Below are 21135 nucleotides of genomic sequence, written 5' to 3'. Positions count from 1 at the left end.
CTGTTACTTACCGCCTAAGCCTTTCTTCGCCAGCTCTTCTTTGAAGTTATCGCGGGTAATCAGCACCACATCTGTCACTTCAGTGAATGCCGGTGGCTCTGCACCTTTCGTTACCCAGTTGTAGAGCATTTCACTGGATTTGTAGCCGTGCACGTCCGGGCTTGGCAGCAGTGAACCGTAGAACCCGGTCGCTTCGCCTTTTGACAGTTCGCTCACCGCGTCAACGCCGTTGATCCCGATACCAATCACGTTTGGTGCTTTGAAGCCCTGCCCCTCGGTCGCACGTACGCCACCCAGCACGGTGTTGTCGTTCATGCCGACAATCAGCCAGTTTTTGACTTCAGGATGCTGAACCAGCATGGAGTTGGCGGCGTCAAATGCGCCGGGGATGTCATTCGATTTTGTTGGGACCTGGTAAATCTGTTTTTCCGGGAAGCCTGCGGCTTTAAGCGCTTCCATTGAACCAGAAGTACGACGACGTGCGGTATCCAGTTCGTTGGCGGTAATGGCCATTACAGCGGTGGATTTCACATCCCAACCGCGTTTTTGCATCTCCTTGTACAGCTCCTGGCCCTGGCGCTCACCAATTTTGGTTGCCGCCATCATCACCAGTGGCACGGTATCCATCGGCTTACCTTTGGCGTTGGCAAACTGGTCGTCGACGGCAATGACTTTCATATCGTAGCCACGCGCCTTAGCCATAATGGCTGGCCCCAGTTTTGGGTCTGGCGTACAAATCACAAACCCTTTTGCTCCACTTGCAGCCAGGCTGTCGATGGCGTTAAGGGTTTTCTCACCATCCGGAACGGCAATTTTAATCACCTCAAAACCAAGGTCTTTACCGGCTTTATCGGCAAATTTCCATTCAGTCTGGAACCACGGTTCTTCCGGCTGTTTGACCAGGAAACCGAGCTTCATGGATTCAGCGATAGCGGATTGTGACATAATGGCAGCCAGACCGATGGCAGCCAGCGCTTTAGTGAATTTGTGCATGGTTAACTCCAGCTTTAACGTTCTTTTATGTAGGGTAAAATCAGACGATTTTTTGTAATTCGGACGTAAAACAAGGCATTACCTTTTATTGATAAGATCAATGCCAGTGCTGAGAGTATTTTTAGCGGGAAATTGATTCTCCATAAGAGAGCGGCATCACACCACAGAATTACAGTAATTGCGTACATAAATTCAGCGGGAAATGACATAAAAAAACGCGGTTTTGTCGACGGGAAAAAAGAGGGGTAGCAGATTAATCCATAACATCAGCCAACGAATCCTTGTTCCCGAATACCGAAGCATTCGGGAGCACAATGATTACCATCTGTAATAAATGTGGTCAGCGTGATCGCGAACCGGAATGTCATCTTCCAGCAGACGCGCTGAAAGCGTGAAAGCAAAATCGAAAATATGCCCTAACCCTTTGCCGCTAATAAGATTGCCATCTTCAACAACCGGCGCATCAATATATTCTCCATCCGCGACGTTTTGCCACAGATCTCCCGAACACACATAGCGACGCCCCTTCAGCAGGCCGTTGCCACCCAGCACGCGCGCCGCCGCAGAACACACCGGGCAAATGAGTTTTCCTGCCTCGTCATGGGGAGCGATAAACTGGATGACAGCCTCACTGGCGGCAAGGTTAACGCTGCCCTGCGGCCCGCCGGGTAACACAACGGCATCATAAAGATCCGTCTGACGCGCAGCCAGCGTGCTGTCCGTCACCATCGGCACGTCATGGTAGCTCACCACCGCACGGGACTCGGCGTAGGCCAGTGTTTCAACTTCGATCTGCAGGCGGCGCAGAATATCAATGGTAACAATGGCTTCCGCCTCTTCAAAACCAGGTGCCAGTAGCACGGCAACCTTTTTCATACACACTCCTCGATTTTTCCAAATACACCAAACAATAAATGTCGAATCATTCAGGCGCTTAACTTTATTAATTTCCACAAAACTGATCTGGCGCAAAAAAAATTAGCCAGCAGATAGCGTTCACAGACGCGGGTCAATGGTGAAATTTCTTCATCCGAAGACCAGATAATCATCTGGCGACAGACAATACATGATTGTGAAATTCCATTTCGTGATATGAAACATCATTTCATTATCAATATTTCACTTTAACCCCATAAATATCAATCTGTTATATTCACAGCATTTATATGCACAAGCGGAAAAATCACTAATATTGCTATGACAATATGTAAAAAATCATAAATACGCAGATTTAAGGATTTTCTTATGTCGGGACTGGAGTTATGCTGAATCTCGATCGGGAGCGAATATAATTCGTGATCACTAAAGGACCGGCGGAACGGATTTATTCTGCTAACAGTTTTAATTGTACGTAGTGGTGAGGTGTAGCGGCAGCCCGTTGCACTGACGTTAGTAACGTACATCCCCCTTTCTGGAAATAAGGATATTGATATGGCTGCAGTTGGAATTGTTCATAAACTTAACACGCAAATGAACCTCGAGTTCTACGCATCGAATCTTTACCTGCATCTCAGTGAATGGTGCTACGAACACAGCCTGACTGGCACCGCAACCTTTCTACGCACCCAGGCGCAAGGTAACGTGACTCAAATGATGCGTATGTTTAATTTTATGAAAAGTGCCGGGGCTAACCCTATCGTCAAGGCTATCGATGTTCCGGGTGATGAACTAACTTCCCTTGAAGAACTGTTTCAGAAAACGCTGGATGAATACCAACAGCGCTACAGCAAGCTATCACGCTTAACCAATGAAGCAGAAGCCTTGAATGATGCAACAACCATTGATTTTCTTCACGATCTGGAAAAAGAGCAGCAGCAAGATGGCGTGCTGTTACAGACGATTCTTGATGAAGTCCGCAGCGCTAAACGTGCGGGACTGTGCATGGCGCAAACCGATAAGCACCTGCTGAACGTCGTGAACTACCAACATCACTAATCTTCAATTTTCATCGTGTTAATGCCGGATAACGATGCGACGCACCTTATCCGGCTGGTGCTCAATTTTCTCTACGCTCACACCTCTCATTCTGCGAGGCGCAAAAAAACCTTTCTAAAACCTGAAACAACGGTTTATTTTAATGAGATTCATTCTGCGGCGTGAATTTCAACTCGATCAAGGCAACCGCTTTTTGTATTGCGCGCATAGTGACCGGATCGGCACCTGCAGGATGGCTGGAAAAGTCGATGCTTTTCAGCTGGCTGGACATTTTCTCCCGAACTTCTACTGGGGCAATAACATCAAGAACATCCAGAATCTGCTTGATAACCAGCTGACAGGCAACAACGTCCGAGAGCAGTTCCTGATCGGCATTCAGTGTTTGGGACATAGTGAGCTCCTTATAGAAAGGTCGTCATAGTACCCATTCAACGAACGAAACGATAGCCGCGCATGCCTTCCGAATGCGCTGAAAATAAAAATAGTTCCAGTCAGTTTCTTTTGAGATGGCAAGCACAACATGAGTGAACATTTAGCGGTTGAGAACAAACGCGGTCTATCCCCGGCTGCATTACTTGTTGCCGGGGCTTTCTTTATGGAGTTTATTGACGGCACGGTGATTGCCACCGCACTGCCCGACATGGCGAAAAGTTTTGGCGTGCACGCAGTTGACCTGAACATAGGTATCAGCGCCTATCTGATCACCCTCGCGGTACTGATCCCCGCCAGCGGCTGGATTGCGGATCGCTTCGGCGCCCGAAAGGTGTTTACCCTTGCACTGGCGATATTTACTCTCGCCTCAGTTTTATGCGGTTTGTCCGAAAGCCTTGAGAGCTTTGTCGCCATGCGAATCTTACAGGGTGTAGGTGGCGCGCTAATGGTTCCGGTTGGCCGACTCGCGGTATTGCGAACCACGCCTAAACATCAGTTGATCACCGCTATTGCGACCCTGACCTGGCCCGCGTTAGTCGCACCCATCATTGGCCCTCCCCTTGGCGGATTCATTACCAGCTATGCCAACTGGCGCTGGATCTTCTTCATTAATGTACCGCTCGGAATACTGGCGATTGCACTGGCGCTACGTTTTATCCCGGATATTCATGACGACGAGCGCCGCCCATTTGATATAACGGGATTTATCGCAACCTCTGTTGCGATGGTGAGCCTGGTGTATGCCATGGAGTTACTGGGAACCCAACAGCCTCAGGGCTGGCTGACCGCCGGACTTTTGGCGCTAGGAACAGTGACCTTTCTGTTTGCCCTGCATCATTTTCATCGCACCGCCTGGCCAATGATTCGCCTTGATGCCATGAACGTGCCTACTTTTCGCGTCACCATGTATGGCGGATCGCTGTTTCGTGCCTCTATCAGCGCCGTGCCATTTCTGCTGCCGTTAATGTTTCAGGTAGGTTTTGGCATGAACGCTTTTCACGCGGGCTCGCTGGTACTGGCGGTATTTGTCGGCAACCTGACGATTAAACCTGCCACCACACCGTTGATACGCTGGCTGGGCTTTAAGAAACTGCTGTTGATTAACGGTGCACTTAACGTTTTGGCGTTGCTGGCCTGTGCATTAATTACGCCGCAGACCCCCGTGTGGGTTATTTTGCTGGTGTTGTATCTGGGCGGTGTGTTCCGCTCAATTCAGTTTACCGGCGTCAGCACGCTTGCCTTCGCGGACGTCCCCGCGGCACAAATGAGCTACGCTAATACGCTGTTCAGTACGGCGACACAATTAGCGGTGGGGTTGGGCATTTCTTTAGCCGCTATTGGCATCCGCATTGGCGATGTGGTCAGTGAAAAGCTGGCATTGGGCAATATTCCGGGGATCAGTTTCCGGCTGGCCTTTGTCGCTATTGCCATTATTTGTCTGGTAGGTATGGTGGATACGCTGCGGCTCACCCGTGATGCAGGAAGCGCAGTATCGAACAAGAACAGGTAGCCCGGAGGGTGAACGCCGCCGGGCTCACAGGATTTAGCCAATCACCTCGCGTACAAACGCTTCGATTGCTTTGTCCTGGCAGTTTTCAAAGAAGCACTGCTGGAAGCGCGGGCCTGATACAGCGGTTTTCACCAGTTCAGGATCGATCGCGCGCAGCGTGTCCAGATAATTTTCTTTTACCACAGCCGCTTTCACCTGATTCAGAATACCGGCGTTACGCACCTGCGGCTCTTTACGCTCCGGTGGGTAGCCTTCGCCGTTACGCCCGGTGAACGCTTTTTCAAACATATAGCGCACATTCAGCTCAGCACCCCAGCCAAAACCTTTGGCGAATGCCAGAGAAAGCGCGTTGCCGTTGTTGATCTGAGAGAACAAGAACGCATCTGCAGGATCAAGGCAATAGCCACACACCACACCCGGATGGATATTCAGTGACATCATTGCCCCCTGGCCCGTACCGCAACCTGTAACAACAAAGTCTACAGCTTTGGAATTAAGCAGGATGCTGGCCATAATGCCTAAATGGATGTAGGTCAGATGATGATCATTTTCGTCGCTCATCCCAACGTTATAGACCGGAAAACCTTTCTCATCCGCAACGGCCTTAAGCTCGTTATGGATGATGGCGTTTTTGCTTGCCTGGCTGTTTTCCATCATCAATGCAATTTTCATTCTATACTCTCCTGAATGCGCTGCGGTAGCCCGCTGAAAGTCATAACATTCAGCCACATTACTATTTTGCAATCACACTTTCAAATTTAATGAAATTTAGTTTTAAAAAATAAAATTGCGCTCACATTCCTGTCTGAACAGTTCAGAATTACCTCAAGCAAATGACCTCGTTGTGATTAATCGCAGGTGATCTTCGGGCTATTCAAGCCATTGATGAGGGTCTCTGTATGCCATGATAGTGTATCTTCGAACTTTCAGAGCGATCTCATGAAGACCTTTATCCTAGCGCTTTTGCCGCTCATGCTGACAGGATGCACAATTACAAAACAGGCACAGGTCAGCGAAGCCAGCGCCATCACTGGTGTGGTTCGCCTGACTTATAATCAGGCCATGTTACAAACAGCACGCACCGATGACTACGTTACCCAAGGGACAGCCACTAAAGAGTGTCAGCGCCTGGGCTATGCCAGCGCAGAAGCGTTTGGTCATCCGGTGTCAACCTGTAGCGTGTATGCAGGCTCTCTGTGCTTAAATACCAAAATTACACTCGCCTGGCAGTGTCATGGTGTCGCGGTGCCCCAATCACCTTCTTTCAATTATTAATATTTCCGACCAGCTCATTTTTGCTGGTCTTTTACCACTTTATTATTTATATCCTCCGTTTAATATCGTTAATGCGTTTTATTCCCATTCGCATTTTTAATAAATAAATTTATTATTTTACCTTTTGCAAATAATTAAATAACAAATTATAGTGGCGCCACGTCAATATATAATAACGTTTGTGGAGCAGAACCATGCTGAAAACAGAAATGATCGACCAACTGAATGAGCAAATGAATCTTGAATTATATTCATCTCTGCTCTACCAACAGATGAGCGCGTGGTGCAGCTATCACAGCTTCGAAGGTGCCGCCGCGTTTTTGCGCCGTCACGCCCAGGAAGAGATGACGCACATGCAGCGTCTGTTCGACTACCTGACCGATACCGGCAGCTTGCCGCGTATTAATACCGTTTCTTCACCCTTTGCTGAATATGCTTCTCTGGATGAACTGTTCCGTGTTACTTACGAACACGAGCAGCTAATCACCCAGAAAATTAATGAGCTGGCACACGCGGCAATGACCCACCAGGATTATCCAACCTTTAATTTCCTGCAATGGTATGTTGCCGAGCAGCATGAAGAAGAGAAATTATTTAAATCTGTTATTGATAAGCTGTCGCTGGCAGGAAAAAGCGGCGAAGGTCTTTATTTCATCGATAAAGAACTGGCTACGCTTGATACACAGAATTAATATTTTAGGGTAATGAAGGCAACCCGCCATCATTACCCCTTGAAATCAGTGACGGCAGATCTTGCTTTCGTGCGTAGAGAAGCCGTCTTCTTTTGCAATAAACTTTCCCTTCGCCGCTAAAAACGCCACCAACTCACCTGCCGTCATATCCGCCGCAGAACAAGTGTGAAAACGCGCCTGCTCGCCGAAACGTGCCGTAATCGCCGCTTCAAGGCTGGCATTTGAATACTGCTCACCAGATTCAATCATCATGTTAAGCACTTCGTGACCGTGAATAGATTCCATATTACCTCCTTAATAAAGTCCGTAGCCTAATGTGAACCGCACATCGTCGCTTTGCGCTAACGCAGGTTTATCAGCAGATAAATGTCATTTGTTATACATCTTAATGGTCAAAAAATCGTAAACATTAATGTACAGTTATTGTAACGGTGATTTGACGAAAATAGCGTTTTGCCTTAATCTGCGCCGCAGATATAACCATTGATTATCTCTGGGACAGAGGAAAGCGTGAAAAACAGAACCCTGGGTAGTATTTTTATCGTGGCGGGAACCACGATTGGTGCCGGTATGTTGGCAATGCCGCTGGCTGCGGCAGGCGTGGGGTTTAGCGTCACGCTGGTATTGTTAGTCAGTCTTTGGGCGTTGATGTGCTACACCGCGCTGTTGCTGCTTGAAGTGTATCAACATGTCCCGGCAGATACCGGGCTGGGTACGCTGGCAAAACGTTATCTTGGTCGTTACGGACAATGGGTAACGGGCTTTAGCATGATGTTTTTAATGTATGCCCTGACGGCGGCGTACATCAGTGGTGCAGGTGAACTGCTGGCCTCCAGCATCAGCGACTGGACTGGAACAAATATATCTCCGACGACAGGCGTACTGCTGTTCACCTTTGTTGCCGGTGGCGTGGTTTGCGTGGGGACCTCGCTGGTCGATCTGTTCAACCGTCTGCTATTCAGTGCCAAGATAATCTTCCTGGTGGCGATGCTGGCTCTGTTAATGCCGCATATTCATAAAGTGAACCTGCTTACGCTACCGCTGCAACAGGGGTTGGCGCTCTCCGCAATCCCGGTCATCTTCACCTCGTTCGGTTTTCACGGCAGTGTTCCCAGTATCGTCAGCTATATGAACGGTAACATCCGTAAACTGCGTTGGGTGTTTATTACGGGTAGCGCTATTCCTCTGGTCGCCTATATCTTCTGGCAACTGGCGACGCTTGGTAGCATTAACTCGACAACGTTCATGGGGCTATTAGCCAACCACGCAGGCTTAAACGGCTTATTGCAGGCATTGCGTGAAGTCGTGGCTTCGCCGCACGTCGAACTGGCGGTGCATCTGTTCGCCGACCTCGCGCTGGCAACCTCTTTCCTCGGCGTTGCATTGGGATTATTTGACTACCTGGCCGACCTCTTCCAGCGCCGCAATACCGTAGCGGGAAGAATGCAAACCGGCGCGGTGACATTCCTGCCGCCGCTGGCATTCGCGTTGTTCTATCCGCGTGGTTTTGTCATGGCATTAGGGTATGCGGGCGTTGCCCTGGCGGTGCTGGCGCTGCTCATTCCCTCGATGCTGGCCTGGCAGAGCAGAAAACATAATCCGCAGGCCAACTACCGCGTAGCAGGCGGTGCTCCGGCGCTGGCGCTGGTATTTTTGTGCGGCATTGTGGTGATAGCAGTACAGTTTTCTATTGCAGCAGGATTACTACCAGAAGTGGGTTAAAACAAAGGGGCTTTCGCCCCTTTCTGTTAATGCAAACAGCACTGCTTATATTTCTTGCCGCTGCCACATGGGCAAGGGTCATTGCGCCCTACTTTGGCATCCACTTTCACCGGTACTTTGACCGGCGTTTCCTGAGGATGCGCCATCCAGTAAGCATGCAGGTCCAGCGCTGCCAGGCGGATGGCATCGACGCTCTCTTCAAACGCTTCCGGCGTTAGTTTCTCAACCACCGCAAAGTTCTCTTCCGTACCGTGCAGCGCAATAGCTTCAAGTGCTGGTTTTAACGTGTCCGGTAACGCGGACCAGTCTGACAGTGCGACGCCGCGCATATAACCAAAGCACCACTCTTCAACGATGGTCAGTTCATGCTCGTCAATTTCACGCAAACCAAACAGCGGCTCAAACTGCTCAGGATATTCATCCAGACGATCGGCCGTATCCGCCATATGTTGAAACGCCAGGTTCATGAAACGCGTCATTTCTTTTTCGGAGGACCAGCGAGGGACATACTGCGCGCCGCCCCAAATTGCGACCAGCCACTGCTCTGGTTCAATTTCATACGGTGAACTCAGCACCGCCGTCAGCAAACCATCCAGTTCTGACACATCCAGAATAGCCTTGTCTGTATTGTACTTAGTCAGTACATCATCCAGCCATTCCAGTTCGCTCTCGTTTAATGGTCCCGTTTTCATAACGCTTTTCCTTAGTCAAAAAATCTTGCCTGTGATCATCCTACATGGCTGGAGGGATAACAGATAAAAATGGGCATATGCGGCATATAGCTGCCGCCTGTTCAGGTTAACAGGAAACGAGGGGAATTCCGGAAGTTAACGCACAAAAGAGAACACTAAGCCGCCGGGCATCATACCGGGAAAACACAATAAAACCACCCGAAGGTGGTTTACTGTTGTTCAATACGGTTGAGCGTTGCGGTATAGCCCGTTTTCGCTACCGCGTTAAGTAAAGTATCGGTTGGGAAACCTTCTGGCACAATCGCTTCTGCTTGTCGGGTTTTTAGGGAGTATTTTGCTTTAATCACACCGTCGGTTTCACGTAGAGCCTGATTGACCGAAATAACGCACAGCGAGCAGGTCATATTTTGTATATCCAGCACCACTTTTTGATTGGCCGCCTGAGCCCACAGCGGCAGCAACAAGCATGCAACTAATGTGAAGATTTTCATTCAAATACCTCATAAAACCAGGCAACGAGCGTTGGATAAAATAGCACCGGCAAAATCAACACCAGCGCGCACCAGTAGAGAACGCGCGCTTGCTTCAATGTTAACCATCCGGAGCACCACAGCCGCCTGGAAAAATAGAGCCGCCAGAAGACGCGCAGTAATAAGCCCAATGACACCAGCATCAGGGGAATTCGCAAAAACTCAAACTGGGTGAAAACAGCAAAGCTCGCCGCCGAAATACCAAACAACAAATAGAGCAGCGGTCCAACGCAGCATAAGCCCGCGGTGACAGCAGCCGCAGCGGCCGTCAACAGGGTGAGCCCCGCCCCTTTAGCGTTGTTCTGTGGCGACATAGCTGTAGGAGAACGCTTTAGGATCATAGAAATTGATCGGGTCACCATCGACTTCAGCGTAAGGATAGCCAAAGTTGTTCATGGCTCCCTGTTCCGTTGCTGGATACAGCTCGAAATCACGCCCGTAGTTAAATCCAACCCAGTTCATTTCCCAGTTACCAAACAGGTAAGTGTTTACCGCCTGGACATCGGCGTCCTGATGCGATTTTTTCTCTGCCAGACGCATTTTGGTCACATCAGCAGGATCGCACGGTAACCAGCCGTAACCGGCCAGATAGAATTCGGCTCGGCAATGTTGCCCGCCGCTCACATCGGCGACGCCTGCACTGTCTGCTTTGCCAAAAGCGCTTTTCGAGTAACGTTCGAGTTTATTGGCTTTGCCCAGACGGATGCCAAACAGTTCGCGCGCCGGAATGCCGCTGGCCCGTGCCAGAGCAACAAAAACGGAGCTCATGTCGGTGCATTTTCCTTTGAGCTTACCGCTTTTTAAGATCTCCGCCACATCCCCCGTGCCGCAGCCAATAACGTCATTATCGCGCTCCATATGGCTACTCACCCACTCGTAAATCAGGCATGCTTTTTTCAGCGGATCCTGCTCATTACCGGTAATTTTACGCGCGGTTTCCAGAACCAGCCCATCAACTGGGGTATGTGTCGTCGGTAGCAGGTACGGTTTTACATCAAGCGGATAAATAATCTGCTCCGGCGCTTGCCAGGTTTTCAGCGCGTCCTGCTTCAGCGGCTCCCAGTCGGCGGTTTCAATGTCGATATCAACGTTAATCAACAGTTCGCCCTGCGAGTCAGGCCAGGTGGCGAACAGCGTTTTCGCGCCATAAGTATTATTAGTGGTAACGTACGCATGCTTGTAGTTTCCGCTAAAGGTAAGCGCCGTCATTTGTTGAAACGCGGTATCTACCGGAAGCGGGATCCACAGTTTTACCACGCCGTTCGACCCCTTAGGAGGGTTAAGTTTATACGTCTGGGATAACACAAAGCGCCGACGCGCGACTGGTGCAACGGATGGCTCAGCGGCATGAACCGTCTGGCTAATAACCGCAGGACCGACTAAACCGGCGGCGGAAAGGAGAACGCTATTTTTGAGAAATTGTCGACGTTGCATTGCTGTCTGTCCATGTTGTAAGAGTTGAGCTACGGCTAAGAAGGTAAAAACCGTATGCGATCATCACAGCAGACAGACGCTGACATAAAAAGGTGAGCCGATGGAGGTTATTCATCAATAACAGACCTGTTAACTGTGAATGAAATAAGAAACTGCGCGACAGATAGTAAGCCATAGACAGGCAAAAAGTACAGCCGTGAGGGCGAGTTCAGAAAATATAGACATTCGTTGCCAGTTTGCGGGCTAACCCTCTTGCCCCCTCGCGCATGACCGTATTGTGATTCCAGCGAAATACAGGTGCTGCCAGCGGGGCAAGATAATTCATCCAGCGAATCGTGGTACGCACATTCCAGTCATATCTGACGATGGTTTCTGCGCCACTGGCAGAAAAAGACCACACGCCTCGCCCTTCAACCGCCCCGCTGGCTTGCCCCTCAAGCAGCGAGCAGGGCAGAATATTCAACACGTTGATGTCAAAGGTTAAGCGATAAGGAAGCGCTCCTTTCCAGGTATAACGATGCAGCGCCCCAATCCCCTGTAGATCGCCTTTCTTTAGCTCAACGATGCGTTCCAGACTTTCCCACCATTCCGGCCACTGATCGGGATGAGAAAAAACATCCCATACCTCCTGAATAGAAGCCTCAACCCGCCAGACGGTGGAAAACTGATAGTCAGCCATAATACAGACTCCTCAAGGCGAGAAGAAATTGGCGGGAAAACGGATGTTAATGACCATAGCATCCAGAAGCACGGTTTCTAATCGCTGCCCATCTGGCGCATAGCTGATCACTTTGGCAGGGAGTCCATGATAATTATCCAGCCAGACGTCATAGCGGTGAACACCATCAACCGCCATTGTTCCTGGCCCAACCACAGATACGCGCGTCGTCGCCCGTCCTGCAAGGTTTTCCTTACCAACAGTGGTCGTTGTCCCTTCGCGTTGCAGATGACGAATATTGCCCAACAACACGCCGATATCAGAGCGATCCACCCGATGACCGCGCTCATCCTGGATCAATGAATTAGTAGGTGACAGGTGCAAAATGGGCAACGTACCCGCACCAAATGGCCATAACGTCACTTTACCGCTGACAGGATTAAAGATAAGCACCGCACCTGAATGCGGTTGGGTAAAATCCATCCGCACGTACCCAGGCTTTTGAAAGCTATAGCGAATAATTTTGCTTTCATCGGATGGCGACGAGGAGCGCATCATGACCTGATAAGACGTCAGGTTATTAAATGACTGTTGAGAAAATGCGATGGGATCCGTAGCCCTGGCATTCTGCGAAAAGATATCCTTTTTTTCCACCGAATATGCTGCACCACTAAGGGTGAGCAATGCTGCGAACATAACTATCGGAAAAGATGAAATGCTCATAGCAGCCCCCTGAACCAGCACTGCCAGCAAAAAGAAGTAATCACCTGTTGGCTGTTTTTATTATAGTTCTTAACTGCGCGGCACTACTCTTCCGGACTTTTAAACACAGTATGGATAGCAGGTTTAAATTATTGGTTTTCTTTTCAGTTAAGATGACAACATAAAGCTATACTTTAATAGCCATGCTTTTTATAGGTATTAATCATGAAACTGCCATCGGTATTTTCATGCGCCGTTCTCATATTACTGCTGCTGGCGTCATCGTCTGCCACAGCCAGCGCGTTACAAAACCAGGCTGTTAGAGAGCAAGAGTTGAGCGCGGCACTTCGAGCTGGTAATGGTGTGTTCATCATTGGCGGGACGGGTGATTTCGCTTTCACGTTCAGGGCACGAAACCGAATCCACAGACAGCTGGCGATACAGGATGGCTTTGGCGATCCCATCCTGATGAATGGTTTCCAGGACCACAACTATAATCCCGCCCGCGATGGGTTTATCAACAACCCTGCCCGAGGGGGCTTTATGTTTAACGCGCCGATTCGGCGATAGATTGATTAGCAATAGTGAGTATATAGAGGGCAGTTTACGTTTCTGGCAGGTTGCTTGACGCAAGGTATCTATGCTTGTAAAAAACAGGCACAAAAAAACCACCCGTAGGTGGTTTCACGACACTGCTTATTGCTTTGATTATTCTGTTCTTTCCCATGGTACCCGGAGTGGGACTTGAACCCACACAGCGCGAACGCCGAGGGATTTTAAATCACGCGTGTTATCAAGCACTATCAATAAGTTACGTTATTTTTTCGCCAATATCACATGATTTTAAGATCAACTTAATCAATAGCTTATAACCATCAAGAAGGTACAATGGTGAACCATTTTTTGCTCTCAACATCGTCCTAACGTGTCGGGTAAATGAGGTTAAAATCCTCGCACAATTTAAGCTATTCACATCACCGGGCAGTCATCAAACTCCGCGTTCCTGGCATCATTAATGATGTACGTGATCACCCCGAATATAGCGGGCGCAGAACTGTAACCGTCATCATCTGCTGGCAGCGCCTCCCTTCTCCCGTTCTCCAGATTAACCAGGTGGGGCTGAGGATGAGTCCGATATCGCTTGATCCTGAATTCTCCGTCTATCGCGCATATCAGCAGCGAGCCATCACAGGGAGAAAGTGACGCATCAACAACAAGCAGCGCCCCCTGGATTATCCCTTCCCTGAAATGTGAACGTGATGCTCGCATAAAGTAAGTCGCTGCGGGCTGACTGATAAGCTGCTGATCAAGGGAGATCCTTGTTTCAACGTAATCTGCCGCAGGTGAAGGAAAGCCCATGTTTACGCCCTCTCTTGAATACCGGATAAAAACACAGTATATACTGTATATCCATACAGTAAAGAGGTAATAAGCAATGTTCGTGGAACTCGTTTATGACAAAAGGAATTTTGATGGTCTGCCCGGTGCAAAAAATATCATTCTGGGCGAGTTAACTAAGGGGGTTCACCGGATCTTCCCCGATGCTGGTGTTCGGGTTAAACCGATGATGACACTGCCGGCGATCAACACTGACGCCAGCAAGCATGAGAAGGAACAGATAAGCCGTACTGTTCAGGAAATGTTTGAAGATGTTGATATGTGGCTGGTTTCAGATTAATTTTTATAATTTACTTTGTAGTTCAGTAGATCCAGTGATGACTTGTAACTCTCTAACACTAAACTTATTGAGCATTAATCAGTTAATCCCAGCATTACAGTTACGCATGACGTGCATGTCATGGTACTATCTTTGTCTCTTTGAGAATGATAAACAAGTTTGTGATTTCTTTTTTGTTACAATTTTTGATGAATATTTTATATTTATATTAAGTTGTGCTCTAATGATTAGTGATGGAAATGATAACTTTTTTATAGTTTTATATCTATACTTTAACAATACAAATGATTTTGAGACTGAAAATGAAAATAGATAATTTTGAATCAAAAACTATAGATATCATGAAGTTTATTGGTATTGTTTTTGTTGTTATTGGACATTATCCTGGTGATTACTTCAATATAATGTCACCATATCTTTTTCACATGCCTTTATTCTTTTTCATTGCAGGAATCACTTTAAAAAGTGGTAATCCAATTAAGAAATCAATACATGTATTCTCATCTATTTCAAAATATTCCGTAATTACCTATATAGTAACTGGATTAATAGCCGTTAGCTTATCTAAGAGATTTGATATAGATTTGGGGTACCCATTCGCAGATGGTGTTCTTAATACAATCATTTACACACTAAAACAAAACTTTCATAATAACCCATTATTTTTAGTGTGCTGGTTTTTATTGGCGTACTGCACATCATATCTTCTTTCTTCATTGATTGTCTCTTTCGCATCGTATAATACAAGTTCAAAAGTAAATCCTTTATTATTAACCGTTATATCTATAGCTTTTGGTGTAATAGCTATAAAAATATTATCACCATATTACGATGAAACTAAGTTACAGTATGTAAATGTTGCAGCGCAAACTCTTTATGCTTCTATGTTTATGATTATAGGGAATGTGTTTGGTTTAAATTTAATAAAGAGAATTAATTCACAAATATCTCTTTTTATATTCATTGCGCTATCTTTTATATATCTCGCTAAATATATTCAACCAACAGTTATGTCTTGGAGTATCTATCCATCAGGTTTTTTAATGACCACAACAGTATCTCTACTGTGTATTTTCATTGTTACTTTTTTGTCTAAATGTGCTGCGTTATCTGGAGATACTAATTTACTGGTGGCGATTGGTAAAAGCTCAAAACACATAATGGCGTATCATTTAAGTGTTTTCATTTTGATGGATTTTATATTTAGCCAGCTTGGGTATTGGGATATGAAAAATACAACTGTATTTAAACATTATTACACTCCAGAAATGATTATGATTTACCCGGCAGCAGGGTTATTAATTCCTACTGCTGGGTATTATGCATTCTTGAAAATCAAGACACACCAAATGGCGAACGCCCTATCCTGAGGTTAGAAAGGTTTGTCGTTCCTGTGTTAGCAGGTGTGTTATAACCACCTGCAGGGATAAGTCCAAACATTACGTATGAAGCATTGCTGCTTACCACAGTATGCTTCATTACAAGTTCTTTCCACTCCAACACATTGCTCATTTCGATTCCATAGAAAGTGGTGCTACCAATTAAATTCTTACTTGAATCAAGCTCTTGAACTGCAATAGAAAAGTTATCAGCACTTCCCTTTAATGCCCATACCCTAGCATAGAAAATATCGTCTTTGCGTGCTTCAAGTGGTGGGTAGTATATCTCCCTAAGAGCGGTTGTGCTCTGATCTGAGACTGTTACTGCCATTGGCTCTCCGGGTGGAACAGATGGCGCATAAACCACTTCATCATATGTTCTGTCGTTGACAAACCATTTGAGATTTGAACCAGAGCCTGCTGTAAATTCAAGATAATTATTGGCGACAAGATTTTTTGATAAATATTTGTTTTTCCAAGCTCCATATTCATCTGAAGCCTCACGTAAAATATTACCAGGGATATATAAGTCATCCTGTCCTTGAGCGTTTACCACTCGTCCCTTGATAAAATTTACCCCCTGGCATTTTGGAGGGTTTGTCCAACCAGAACCATTAACTCCATCAAAACTGTTGTAGTAACCCTCTAATTTATATCCGGCATCATCTACCCTACCTGATCCAGAGGTAAATAATACGGGATGCCCCTTGCAACCTTGTACTGTTATGTTATTGGTTGTGCAATTAATACCATTTTGAACCTTAATCCCGTCTGATAATAAGTTTAATAACTTCACATTATCTAAAGAAACATTAACAGAATTATGCCCCACACCATTCTCTTCAGTAAGTCCATAATCAGTAACAAAAATACCTTGCTTAGTTATATCATTTCCATTTCCAGTAACATTGGTGACAATGACATTCTCTCCTTGTATTTCAATAAAGTTAGTTGCGGTACCTTCATTAAAGTTCGAGTTGGTGTTACATGTTATGTTATCTATAACAATATTAAATGCGCCATCACATGAATGATGGCAATCATACATATCTTCAGTGTAATTAATAGTTGAAATTGACGAGTAAGTTCCTCTCTTAAAATCTGTGAGTGTTCTTATTTTTTTAGCTTTACAATTTATTACTTTAACATTGCATATTTTCTTATCTCCATACGAAGCATACGGATCGTACGATGTTATTGTTCTGATTCCATTTCCTGAAGAAGGTGCTGAATACCCAGCCAACCCTAATTTATTATCATCAGTTTTAAAATCGCACGAGTAAACACTTACATCTGATATTGAAGAATCAGCATCAGTGCACACTAGTTTAATGAAGTCCTCACCAGCATTTTTCATACTTAGGTGTGTAAAATTAAGGTTTTTAATTACTTCACCAGAAGATGCCCATATTCCTATGCAGTGATGATACTGAATTGCAGGATTTGAATATCTACCACCATTAATAGTAAAGTTTGAAATAGATACATCACTTAAATCGCCATCTCCTGGTGCATGGTATATGTTTGCAGACTCTTCACCACTGACAACTGAAGTTGGTGGAATTAATGTTATTGTTAGTTCTCTATCAAGACCTTTTATAGAACATCCAGACACCAGTTTTAATTGTCTTACTGTGCAATTTATGTCAATGACAACTTCTCTTCCAGCTAACCATAGACCATTAATTACATCAGTAACATCGTCAAGTCCCCAAGACGAAACATACCCATAGTATGCAAGGTCGGTACCATTCCCGACATTCAGCCATTCCCCTCCATTAATATTTTTTTGTGGTGTGGTTCCTGGTAATATAGTTACAGGAATGGATCCTAGAAACTGGTAATAAAAACCATCTTCACTATTAAATGCTACTTGTTTTCTGTTATTTAAAGTAAAACCAGAAGAAAAGTTAAACCCATCTGTCTTATCAAATTTTGCCGTTTTCATCTCACTGATAACTAACGGCCTTAAGGATGCATCACCAACGCTCAACCACGCACCAACTCCTATACCACCAGTAGAATCTGGTGTAGATCCGGCTGGAACTTCCTTTGGAAAAGTTCCATCCCAACGATAATATTCACCTGTCGCTTCAAGTCTCAGCACCTGATTTGCCAGCGTCAGTGTGTTTCCTCCTTCAAAGCTGTCCAGCGTGATATAGCCAAATGCGGAAATGGCCTGCTGGCTCATTTTTTCTATTCCATACCATGTCAATCTAGAAACTCCGAATCGGTCTTTCCATGATTCGTTTTCTTTGTCGTTAGAAAGGTGGTCGAAGTTCTGAGCGTTATCGTACAAATCTTTTGCAGCAGCAGACCCCAGCGGATTGCCAGTGTTGTAGGTCGTCATATGAGCCTCATAAACGAAAAAACCCACCGAAGCGGGTTTATAGAAGGTGTTTTATTTATGCAACATTACCTGGATATATAGCGTTATCGTACTGATAGAATGAATCGCGATATTCTTTTGCCGTTACCTGACAGGTTCCATCAGATTGTGGGGCTATCTCTGAAATTAATGCGCTATATCCAACGCGGGATGATTCACAGAAAATCAGCCGCGGGGCTTCAATGGATGGGTCGTTTAGTATAATTCTGCTGAATTCGGCTTGTTCTGTTACTGATAGTTCATATTCATTTACCTTAGTAACTGCCAGTAAATCTGAAGCAGAACCATCCTGATAACGTATTAATGCGCGTGGGTTGTTAAATGTCCAGTCAAGTGGCTCTGACACAGTTACAGTCGTTACACCGTTAATTGTGCTCATAGCCTCAATCAACGTGCTTATTGTTTTGCTACCAGGAATATCATCAGTGAAGACTATCCTGTCTCCAACGCTATAACAGAGAGCATCCATTTCTGTTGTCGTGGTATGAGTCAGACGTTGCTGACGGTACTTCATCAGACGTCGCATACCTATCTGATAAGCGCGGTCCTGGTCAATAACACCATCAAGCGTATAGTCCTCAATCTTTACCGGAGTTGGGTTATCTGATGTTCTGCACTGCACCGTCTCTTCAGCCCATGTAGTGCCGTTGATATATGTAACATTAACACCATCATAGTCATCTGCTGACGGAGCAACGAAAGCCGTCTGAAGCGGATCAGTCATCTCCTGTGGGCTGATTATTCCCGTCCACGTTTTCACACCTTCCCTTGCTACAGATGCCAGACCATCGGCTAGAAGGAAGTAACTTTTTCCTGCATTTGTCACCTTCTGAAGCATCTCAAGTGCAGAAACAGAATCCGTAGTGGCAAAGTCAAAAAATTCGCTGCCAGGAGCCCAATAAGTAGTTTCTAGTGAGTCAATAGCTTCATGGTCCATCGCCAGACCCAACTCATTACCTATATGATACAGAGCACCAGAAATGCTCCTTGACACCCCTGAATCATAAACTCGCGTGGCTACAACGTTTACGCGGCGATCTGACTGCGCTGCAAGTTTACCTCCCGTTTCCACCGTAACCGCCATTGTGGTTACGCCAGAATACGATGCTGGCCGAGACAACAAACGCCCTCGCAATGATTGCCAATACATGTTATCTCGACTATTATCCTGCCCCTGCTCGTTCGTGCGGCGAGCTCTTACCTCTACCAACGCAGGCGCATCCAGCGTGATTCGTTCGGTGAATCCCAGTCCGTTGATGTTCTGAAGATTGTACGCTCCTGTTTTGCTTATCCACCCGGCACCTGAGCTATATGGTCGGTACTGAATCTCCCACTTCACCTCGCGGTTTTGCTTGTTCCCTTTTTTGTTATACCCACAAATTCCGTTTGGGAAGAAGAAGTTTACTTCGAACATATCAACAACTTCATTTTCGGGGCACGCCAGAAAAGGCCCCATCCAACTATCGTTTTCGTTTAAACCGTTGGCTTCAAAATCAAGAACTGTACGCGGTGAAAATCCAGGCCATGACGGGTCAACGCCGCCATCAATAATCCGTTCTAGAGTTACAGTGCTTCCATCTATATCAAGAATCTTATATTCGCTTCCGGCATGGGAAACAGATAGCCTGACATAACCTTCAGGAATTCCAGTGAATGGAGTTCCAGTAGCGCTATCGTAAGCGAGGGTTATTGATGCGGTAATCACATCTTCGCCGACTGGCTCAGAGTGAGGTATAAAATCAGCAATGAATAGTTGGTAATCAATACTGTTGTACCAGAGCGTTACAGGCATCCCAACATAAGGAGATATTTCCTCAAGCGTATCACTGGTAATTCTGCTGTAAGCACCATCATTAGTTACCACATAGGAATCAGGAACAATTAACTCAACAATAGCACCAACTGTCCATGTATCTGGAAGGTCATTTGTTGTTTCATCTCCATCATCCGTGCTCAGCCCATTAAATGTTATTGTTGGTCCGGAAACAGTTAGCGAATTAGCAACAACATCTTCCGTGGCAGGTGCAGTTTGCGCCATGTCAAGACCAGAACCAGAAGCTGTTCCTCCTACCTCAGTAGAGTTAAACCAGTTTTCAGTTCGACGGTCACCGCTAACGTTCTGTCCAGGCTGAAAAACCGTATAGGAAAACCCGTCGCCAAGAGAGGCGGTTGGGGTTGATCCAACGCGAATATCACCATCTCCAAATGAAAAGCGCCCATTTCCCAATACTACGAACATTTCAACCGTCATGACAGTTGGATCATCAGATGAAAATCTTGTTACCGGCTGTACCGCATAGTCAGGATAAATACGGCTTCGACCAAATAACTCGCGTATCGGGTCTCCTAATTTTGCGTTGTTCGCTTTAGCAGGATTTACATCAAGAGGGTTTCCCGTTCCTGATGAATAACCGCCAAGGTCACCAACACCAGGAGCAAAGAAAAGAGCATACGCGACTGATGCAACTGATACAGCAACGGCAATCCAGGCAAGAGCTACAGCGCCATAAGGGACAGGGTAAATTCTGACATCACTGTCTGATTTGATAGCAAATTCAAACCATGCCTGAGGCGGTATGTTCTCTCCATCAACATCAACGGTGATCGGGTGCTTCATATCAGGCTTATAGCCCTGAACGTTCTTCGCAAGCCACTGATGGATAGTTACTGCGCCGTGCTCATGAGTTTCGAGTGGCTCTCCAGGCAGCCGTGAAGGATAAATTCTGATTGTCACTTCCAGAACTCCACTTTGATAAAGCGACGTTTAAAACGCACAATGGGGAGAAATGTCACATTAATCCCTGGATTGCATTCAGCTACGTGAAGTTGACCATTTATCTCAACTACGACACCAACGTGAGTGACGGTTGAACCGGAATAACATGCAACTCCGGCACCAACACAAGGCTCGCACTTCTCAAGTGATCGCATCAGTTTGACAGCTTCTCGGTCAAGGCCACCGTCATCTTTAGTTACCCCTGAAAAATCTGGCCAGAGAGGTAATCCAAGGTCTTTCCGTACTTCATTGACGATGCCAAAACAGTCAAGCTCAGGGTAAACGCGCCCACCCTTCTGCCACACAACAGAAAGGTATTTGTCAGGATTGAACATAGT

At 46.3% G+C, this 21135-nt stretch carries 23 protein-coding genes; 8 read left to right on the top strand and 15 right to left on the bottom strand.

What is annotated here, in order from left to right; genetic code table 11:
* Positions 1-3: 3 nt before the first annotated feature.
* Positions 4-993, bottom strand: coding sequence for an arabinose ABC transporter substrate-binding protein (locus tag SK35_RS10175; protein ID WP_003833897.1), 990 nt, complete (start codon positions 991-993; stop codon positions 4-6).
* 318 nt (positions 994-1311) lie between these two features.
* Entirely contained in the window at positions 1312-1869 is a 558-nt protein-coding gene (locus tag SK35_RS10170) for a DJ-1/PfpI family protein (RefSeq protein ID WP_048216120.1), read from the bottom strand.
* 555 nt (positions 1870-2424) lie between these two features.
* Between SK35_RS10170 and SK35_RS10165 the strand changes: the two genes are divergently transcribed.
* Positions 2425-2928 (top strand): non-heme ferritin-like protein, encoded by a 504-nt coding sequence (locus tag SK35_RS10165; protein WP_003034597.1) that lies wholly within the window; start codon positions 2425-2427, stop codon positions 2926-2928.
* A 139-nt stretch (positions 2929-3067) separates the two neighbouring features.
* Here SK35_RS10165 and SK35_RS10160 read toward each other — a convergent pair whose 3' ends face one another.
* Positions 3068-3319, bottom strand: a complete 252-nt coding sequence (locus tag SK35_RS10160; protein WP_003034595.1) for a DUF2766 family protein — start codon at positions 3317-3319, stop codon at positions 3068-3070.
* Between the two features lie 129 nt (positions 3320-3448).
* Between SK35_RS10160 and SK35_RS10155 the strand changes: the two genes are divergently transcribed.
* Entirely contained in the window at positions 3449-4870 is a 1422-nt protein-coding gene (locus tag SK35_RS10155) for an MFS transporter (RefSeq protein ID WP_048216119.1), read from the top strand.
* Positions 4871-4903: 33 nt separating this feature from the next.
* Here SK35_RS10155 and SK35_RS10150 read toward each other — a convergent pair whose 3' ends face one another.
* Positions 4904-5542, bottom strand: a complete 639-nt coding sequence (locus SK35_RS10150) for an RpiB/LacA/LacB family sugar-phosphate isomerase (RefSeq protein ID WP_003034591.1) — start codon at positions 5540-5542, stop codon at positions 4904-4906.
* A gap of 267 nt (positions 5543-5809) precedes the next feature.
* Here SK35_RS10150 and yecR point away from each other — a divergent pair, with 267 nt between their 5' ends.
* Entirely contained in the window at positions 5810-6145 is a 336-nt protein-coding gene (gene yecR, locus SK35_RS10145) for a YecR family lipoprotein (protein ID WP_048216118.1), read from the top strand.
* 194 nt (positions 6146-6339) lie between these two features.
* On the top strand, positions 6340-6837 hold the full coding sequence (gene ftnA / locus SK35_RS10140; RefSeq protein ID WP_003034588.1) for a non-heme ferritin: 498 nt from the start codon (positions 6340-6342) through the stop codon (positions 6835-6837).
* Between the two features lie 45 nt (positions 6838-6882).
* On the opposite strand, the gene SK35_RS10135 is transcribed toward ftnA, so the two are convergent.
* Positions 6883-7122 (bottom strand): YecH family metal-binding protein, encoded by a 240-nt coding sequence (locus SK35_RS10135; protein WP_003034586.1) that lies wholly within the window; start codon positions 7120-7122, stop codon positions 6883-6885.
* A gap of 225 nt (positions 7123-7347) precedes the next feature.
* Between SK35_RS10135 and tyrP the strand changes: the two genes are divergently transcribed.
* The gene (tyrP, locus tag SK35_RS10130; protein ID WP_003833907.1) at positions 7348-8559 is read left to right on the top strand and encodes a tyrosine transporter TyrP; all 1212 of its coding nucleotides are present in this window, start codon (positions 7348-7350) and stop codon (positions 8557-8559) included.
* Positions 8560-8585: 26 nt separating this feature from the next.
* Here the strand turns inward: tyrP and SK35_RS10125 are convergent, their stop codons facing one another.
* The 6 genes from SK35_RS10125 to SK35_RS10100 all read right to left on the bottom strand — a co-directional run bounded on the left by SK35_RS10125 (position 8586) and on the right by SK35_RS10100 (position 12596).
* Entirely contained in the window at positions 8586-9251 is a 666-nt protein-coding gene (locus SK35_RS10125; protein ID WP_003034581.1) for a YecA/YgfB family protein, read from the bottom strand.
* A gap of 209 nt (positions 9252-9460) precedes the next feature.
* Positions 9461-9742 (bottom strand): heavy-metal-associated domain-containing protein, encoded by a 282-nt coding sequence (locus tag SK35_RS10120; RefSeq protein WP_048216117.1) that lies wholly within the window; start codon positions 9740-9742, stop codon positions 9461-9463.
* Entirely contained in the window at positions 9739-10095 is a 357-nt protein-coding gene (locus tag SK35_RS10115) for a mercuric transporter MerT family protein (protein WP_048216116.1), read from the bottom strand. Before SK35_RS10115 ends, SK35_RS10120 begins: the two co-directional genes overlap by 4 nt.
* Positions 10073-11215, bottom strand: coding sequence for a transglutaminase-like domain-containing protein (locus tag SK35_RS10110; protein WP_048216115.1), 1143 nt, complete (start codon positions 11213-11215; stop codon positions 10073-10075). Before SK35_RS10110 ends, SK35_RS10115 begins: the two co-directional genes overlap by 23 nt.
* 208 nt (positions 11216-11423) lie before the next feature.
* Positions 11424-11894 (bottom strand): SRPBCC family protein, encoded by a 471-nt coding sequence (locus SK35_RS10105; protein WP_048216114.1) that lies wholly within the window; start codon positions 11892-11894, stop codon positions 11424-11426.
* Positions 11895-11906: 12 nt separating this feature from the next.
* A complete protein-coding gene (locus tag SK35_RS10100; protein WP_048216113.1) occupies positions 11907-12596 on the bottom strand; it encodes a LolA family protein in 690 nt (229 codons plus the stop codon).
* Between the two features lie 204 nt (positions 12597-12800).
* Between SK35_RS10100 and SK35_RS27055 the strand changes: the two genes are divergently transcribed.
* Positions 12801-13145: a hypothetical protein gene (locus SK35_RS27055; protein WP_003833919.1), complete on the top strand. Its 345-nt coding sequence runs from the start codon at positions 12801-12803 to the stop codon at positions 13143-13145.
* 399 nt (positions 13146-13544) lie between these two features.
* On the opposite strand, the gene SK35_RS10090 is transcribed toward SK35_RS27055, so the two are convergent.
* Positions 13545-13934 (bottom strand): HumD family translesion DNA polymerase, encoded by a 390-nt coding sequence (locus tag SK35_RS10090; protein ID WP_047357985.1) that lies wholly within the window; start codon positions 13932-13934, stop codon positions 13545-13547.
* Between the two features lie 76 nt (positions 13935-14010).
* Between SK35_RS10090 and SK35_RS10085 the strand changes: the two genes are divergently transcribed.
* Both SK35_RS10085 and SK35_RS10080 read left to right on the top strand, forming a co-directional pair.
* Positions 14011-14253, top strand: a complete 243-nt coding sequence (locus SK35_RS10085) for a DinI-like family protein (protein ID WP_048216112.1) — start codon at positions 14011-14013, stop codon at positions 14251-14253.
* A gap of 302 nt (positions 14254-14555) precedes the next feature.
* Positions 14556-15623 (top strand): acyltransferase family protein, encoded by a 1068-nt coding sequence (locus SK35_RS10080; RefSeq protein WP_075551251.1) that lies wholly within the window; start codon positions 14556-14558, stop codon positions 15621-15623.
* Here the strand turns inward: SK35_RS10080 and SK35_RS10075 are convergent.
* Genes SK35_RS10075 through SK35_RS10065 form a run of 3 tightly spaced genes read right to left on the bottom strand, consistent with a single transcriptional unit; the run spans position 15589 to position 21132 of the window.
* Positions 15589-17982 carry a hypothetical protein gene (locus SK35_RS10075; RefSeq protein ID WP_053071039.1) on the bottom strand — a complete coding sequence of 798 codons (2394 nt, stop codon included), beginning with the start codon at positions 17980-17982 and terminating at the stop codon, positions 15589-15591. The two genes, SK35_RS10080 and SK35_RS10075, sit on opposite strands and share 35 nt — an antisense overlap.
* 55 nt (positions 17983-18037) lie before the next feature.
* Positions 18038-20755: a host specificity factor TipJ family phage tail protein gene (locus tag SK35_RS10070; protein WP_048216111.1), complete on the bottom strand. Its 2718-nt coding sequence runs from the start codon at positions 20753-20755 to the stop codon at positions 18038-18040.
* A complete protein-coding gene (locus SK35_RS10065) occupies positions 20752-21132 on the bottom strand; it encodes a hypothetical protein (RefSeq protein WP_048216110.1) in 381 nt (126 codons plus the stop codon). The genes SK35_RS10070 and SK35_RS10065 overlap by 4 nt, the downstream gene beginning before the upstream one ends.
* Positions 21133-21135 lie beyond the last annotated feature (3 nt).

This window comes from Citrobacter sp. MGH105 (assembly GCF_001037485.2).
Lineage (GTDB): Bacteria > Pseudomonadota > Gammaproteobacteria > Enterobacterales > Enterobacteriaceae > Citrobacter > Citrobacter portucalensis.
This window is presented reverse-complemented; position numbering and strand designations above follow the sequence as displayed.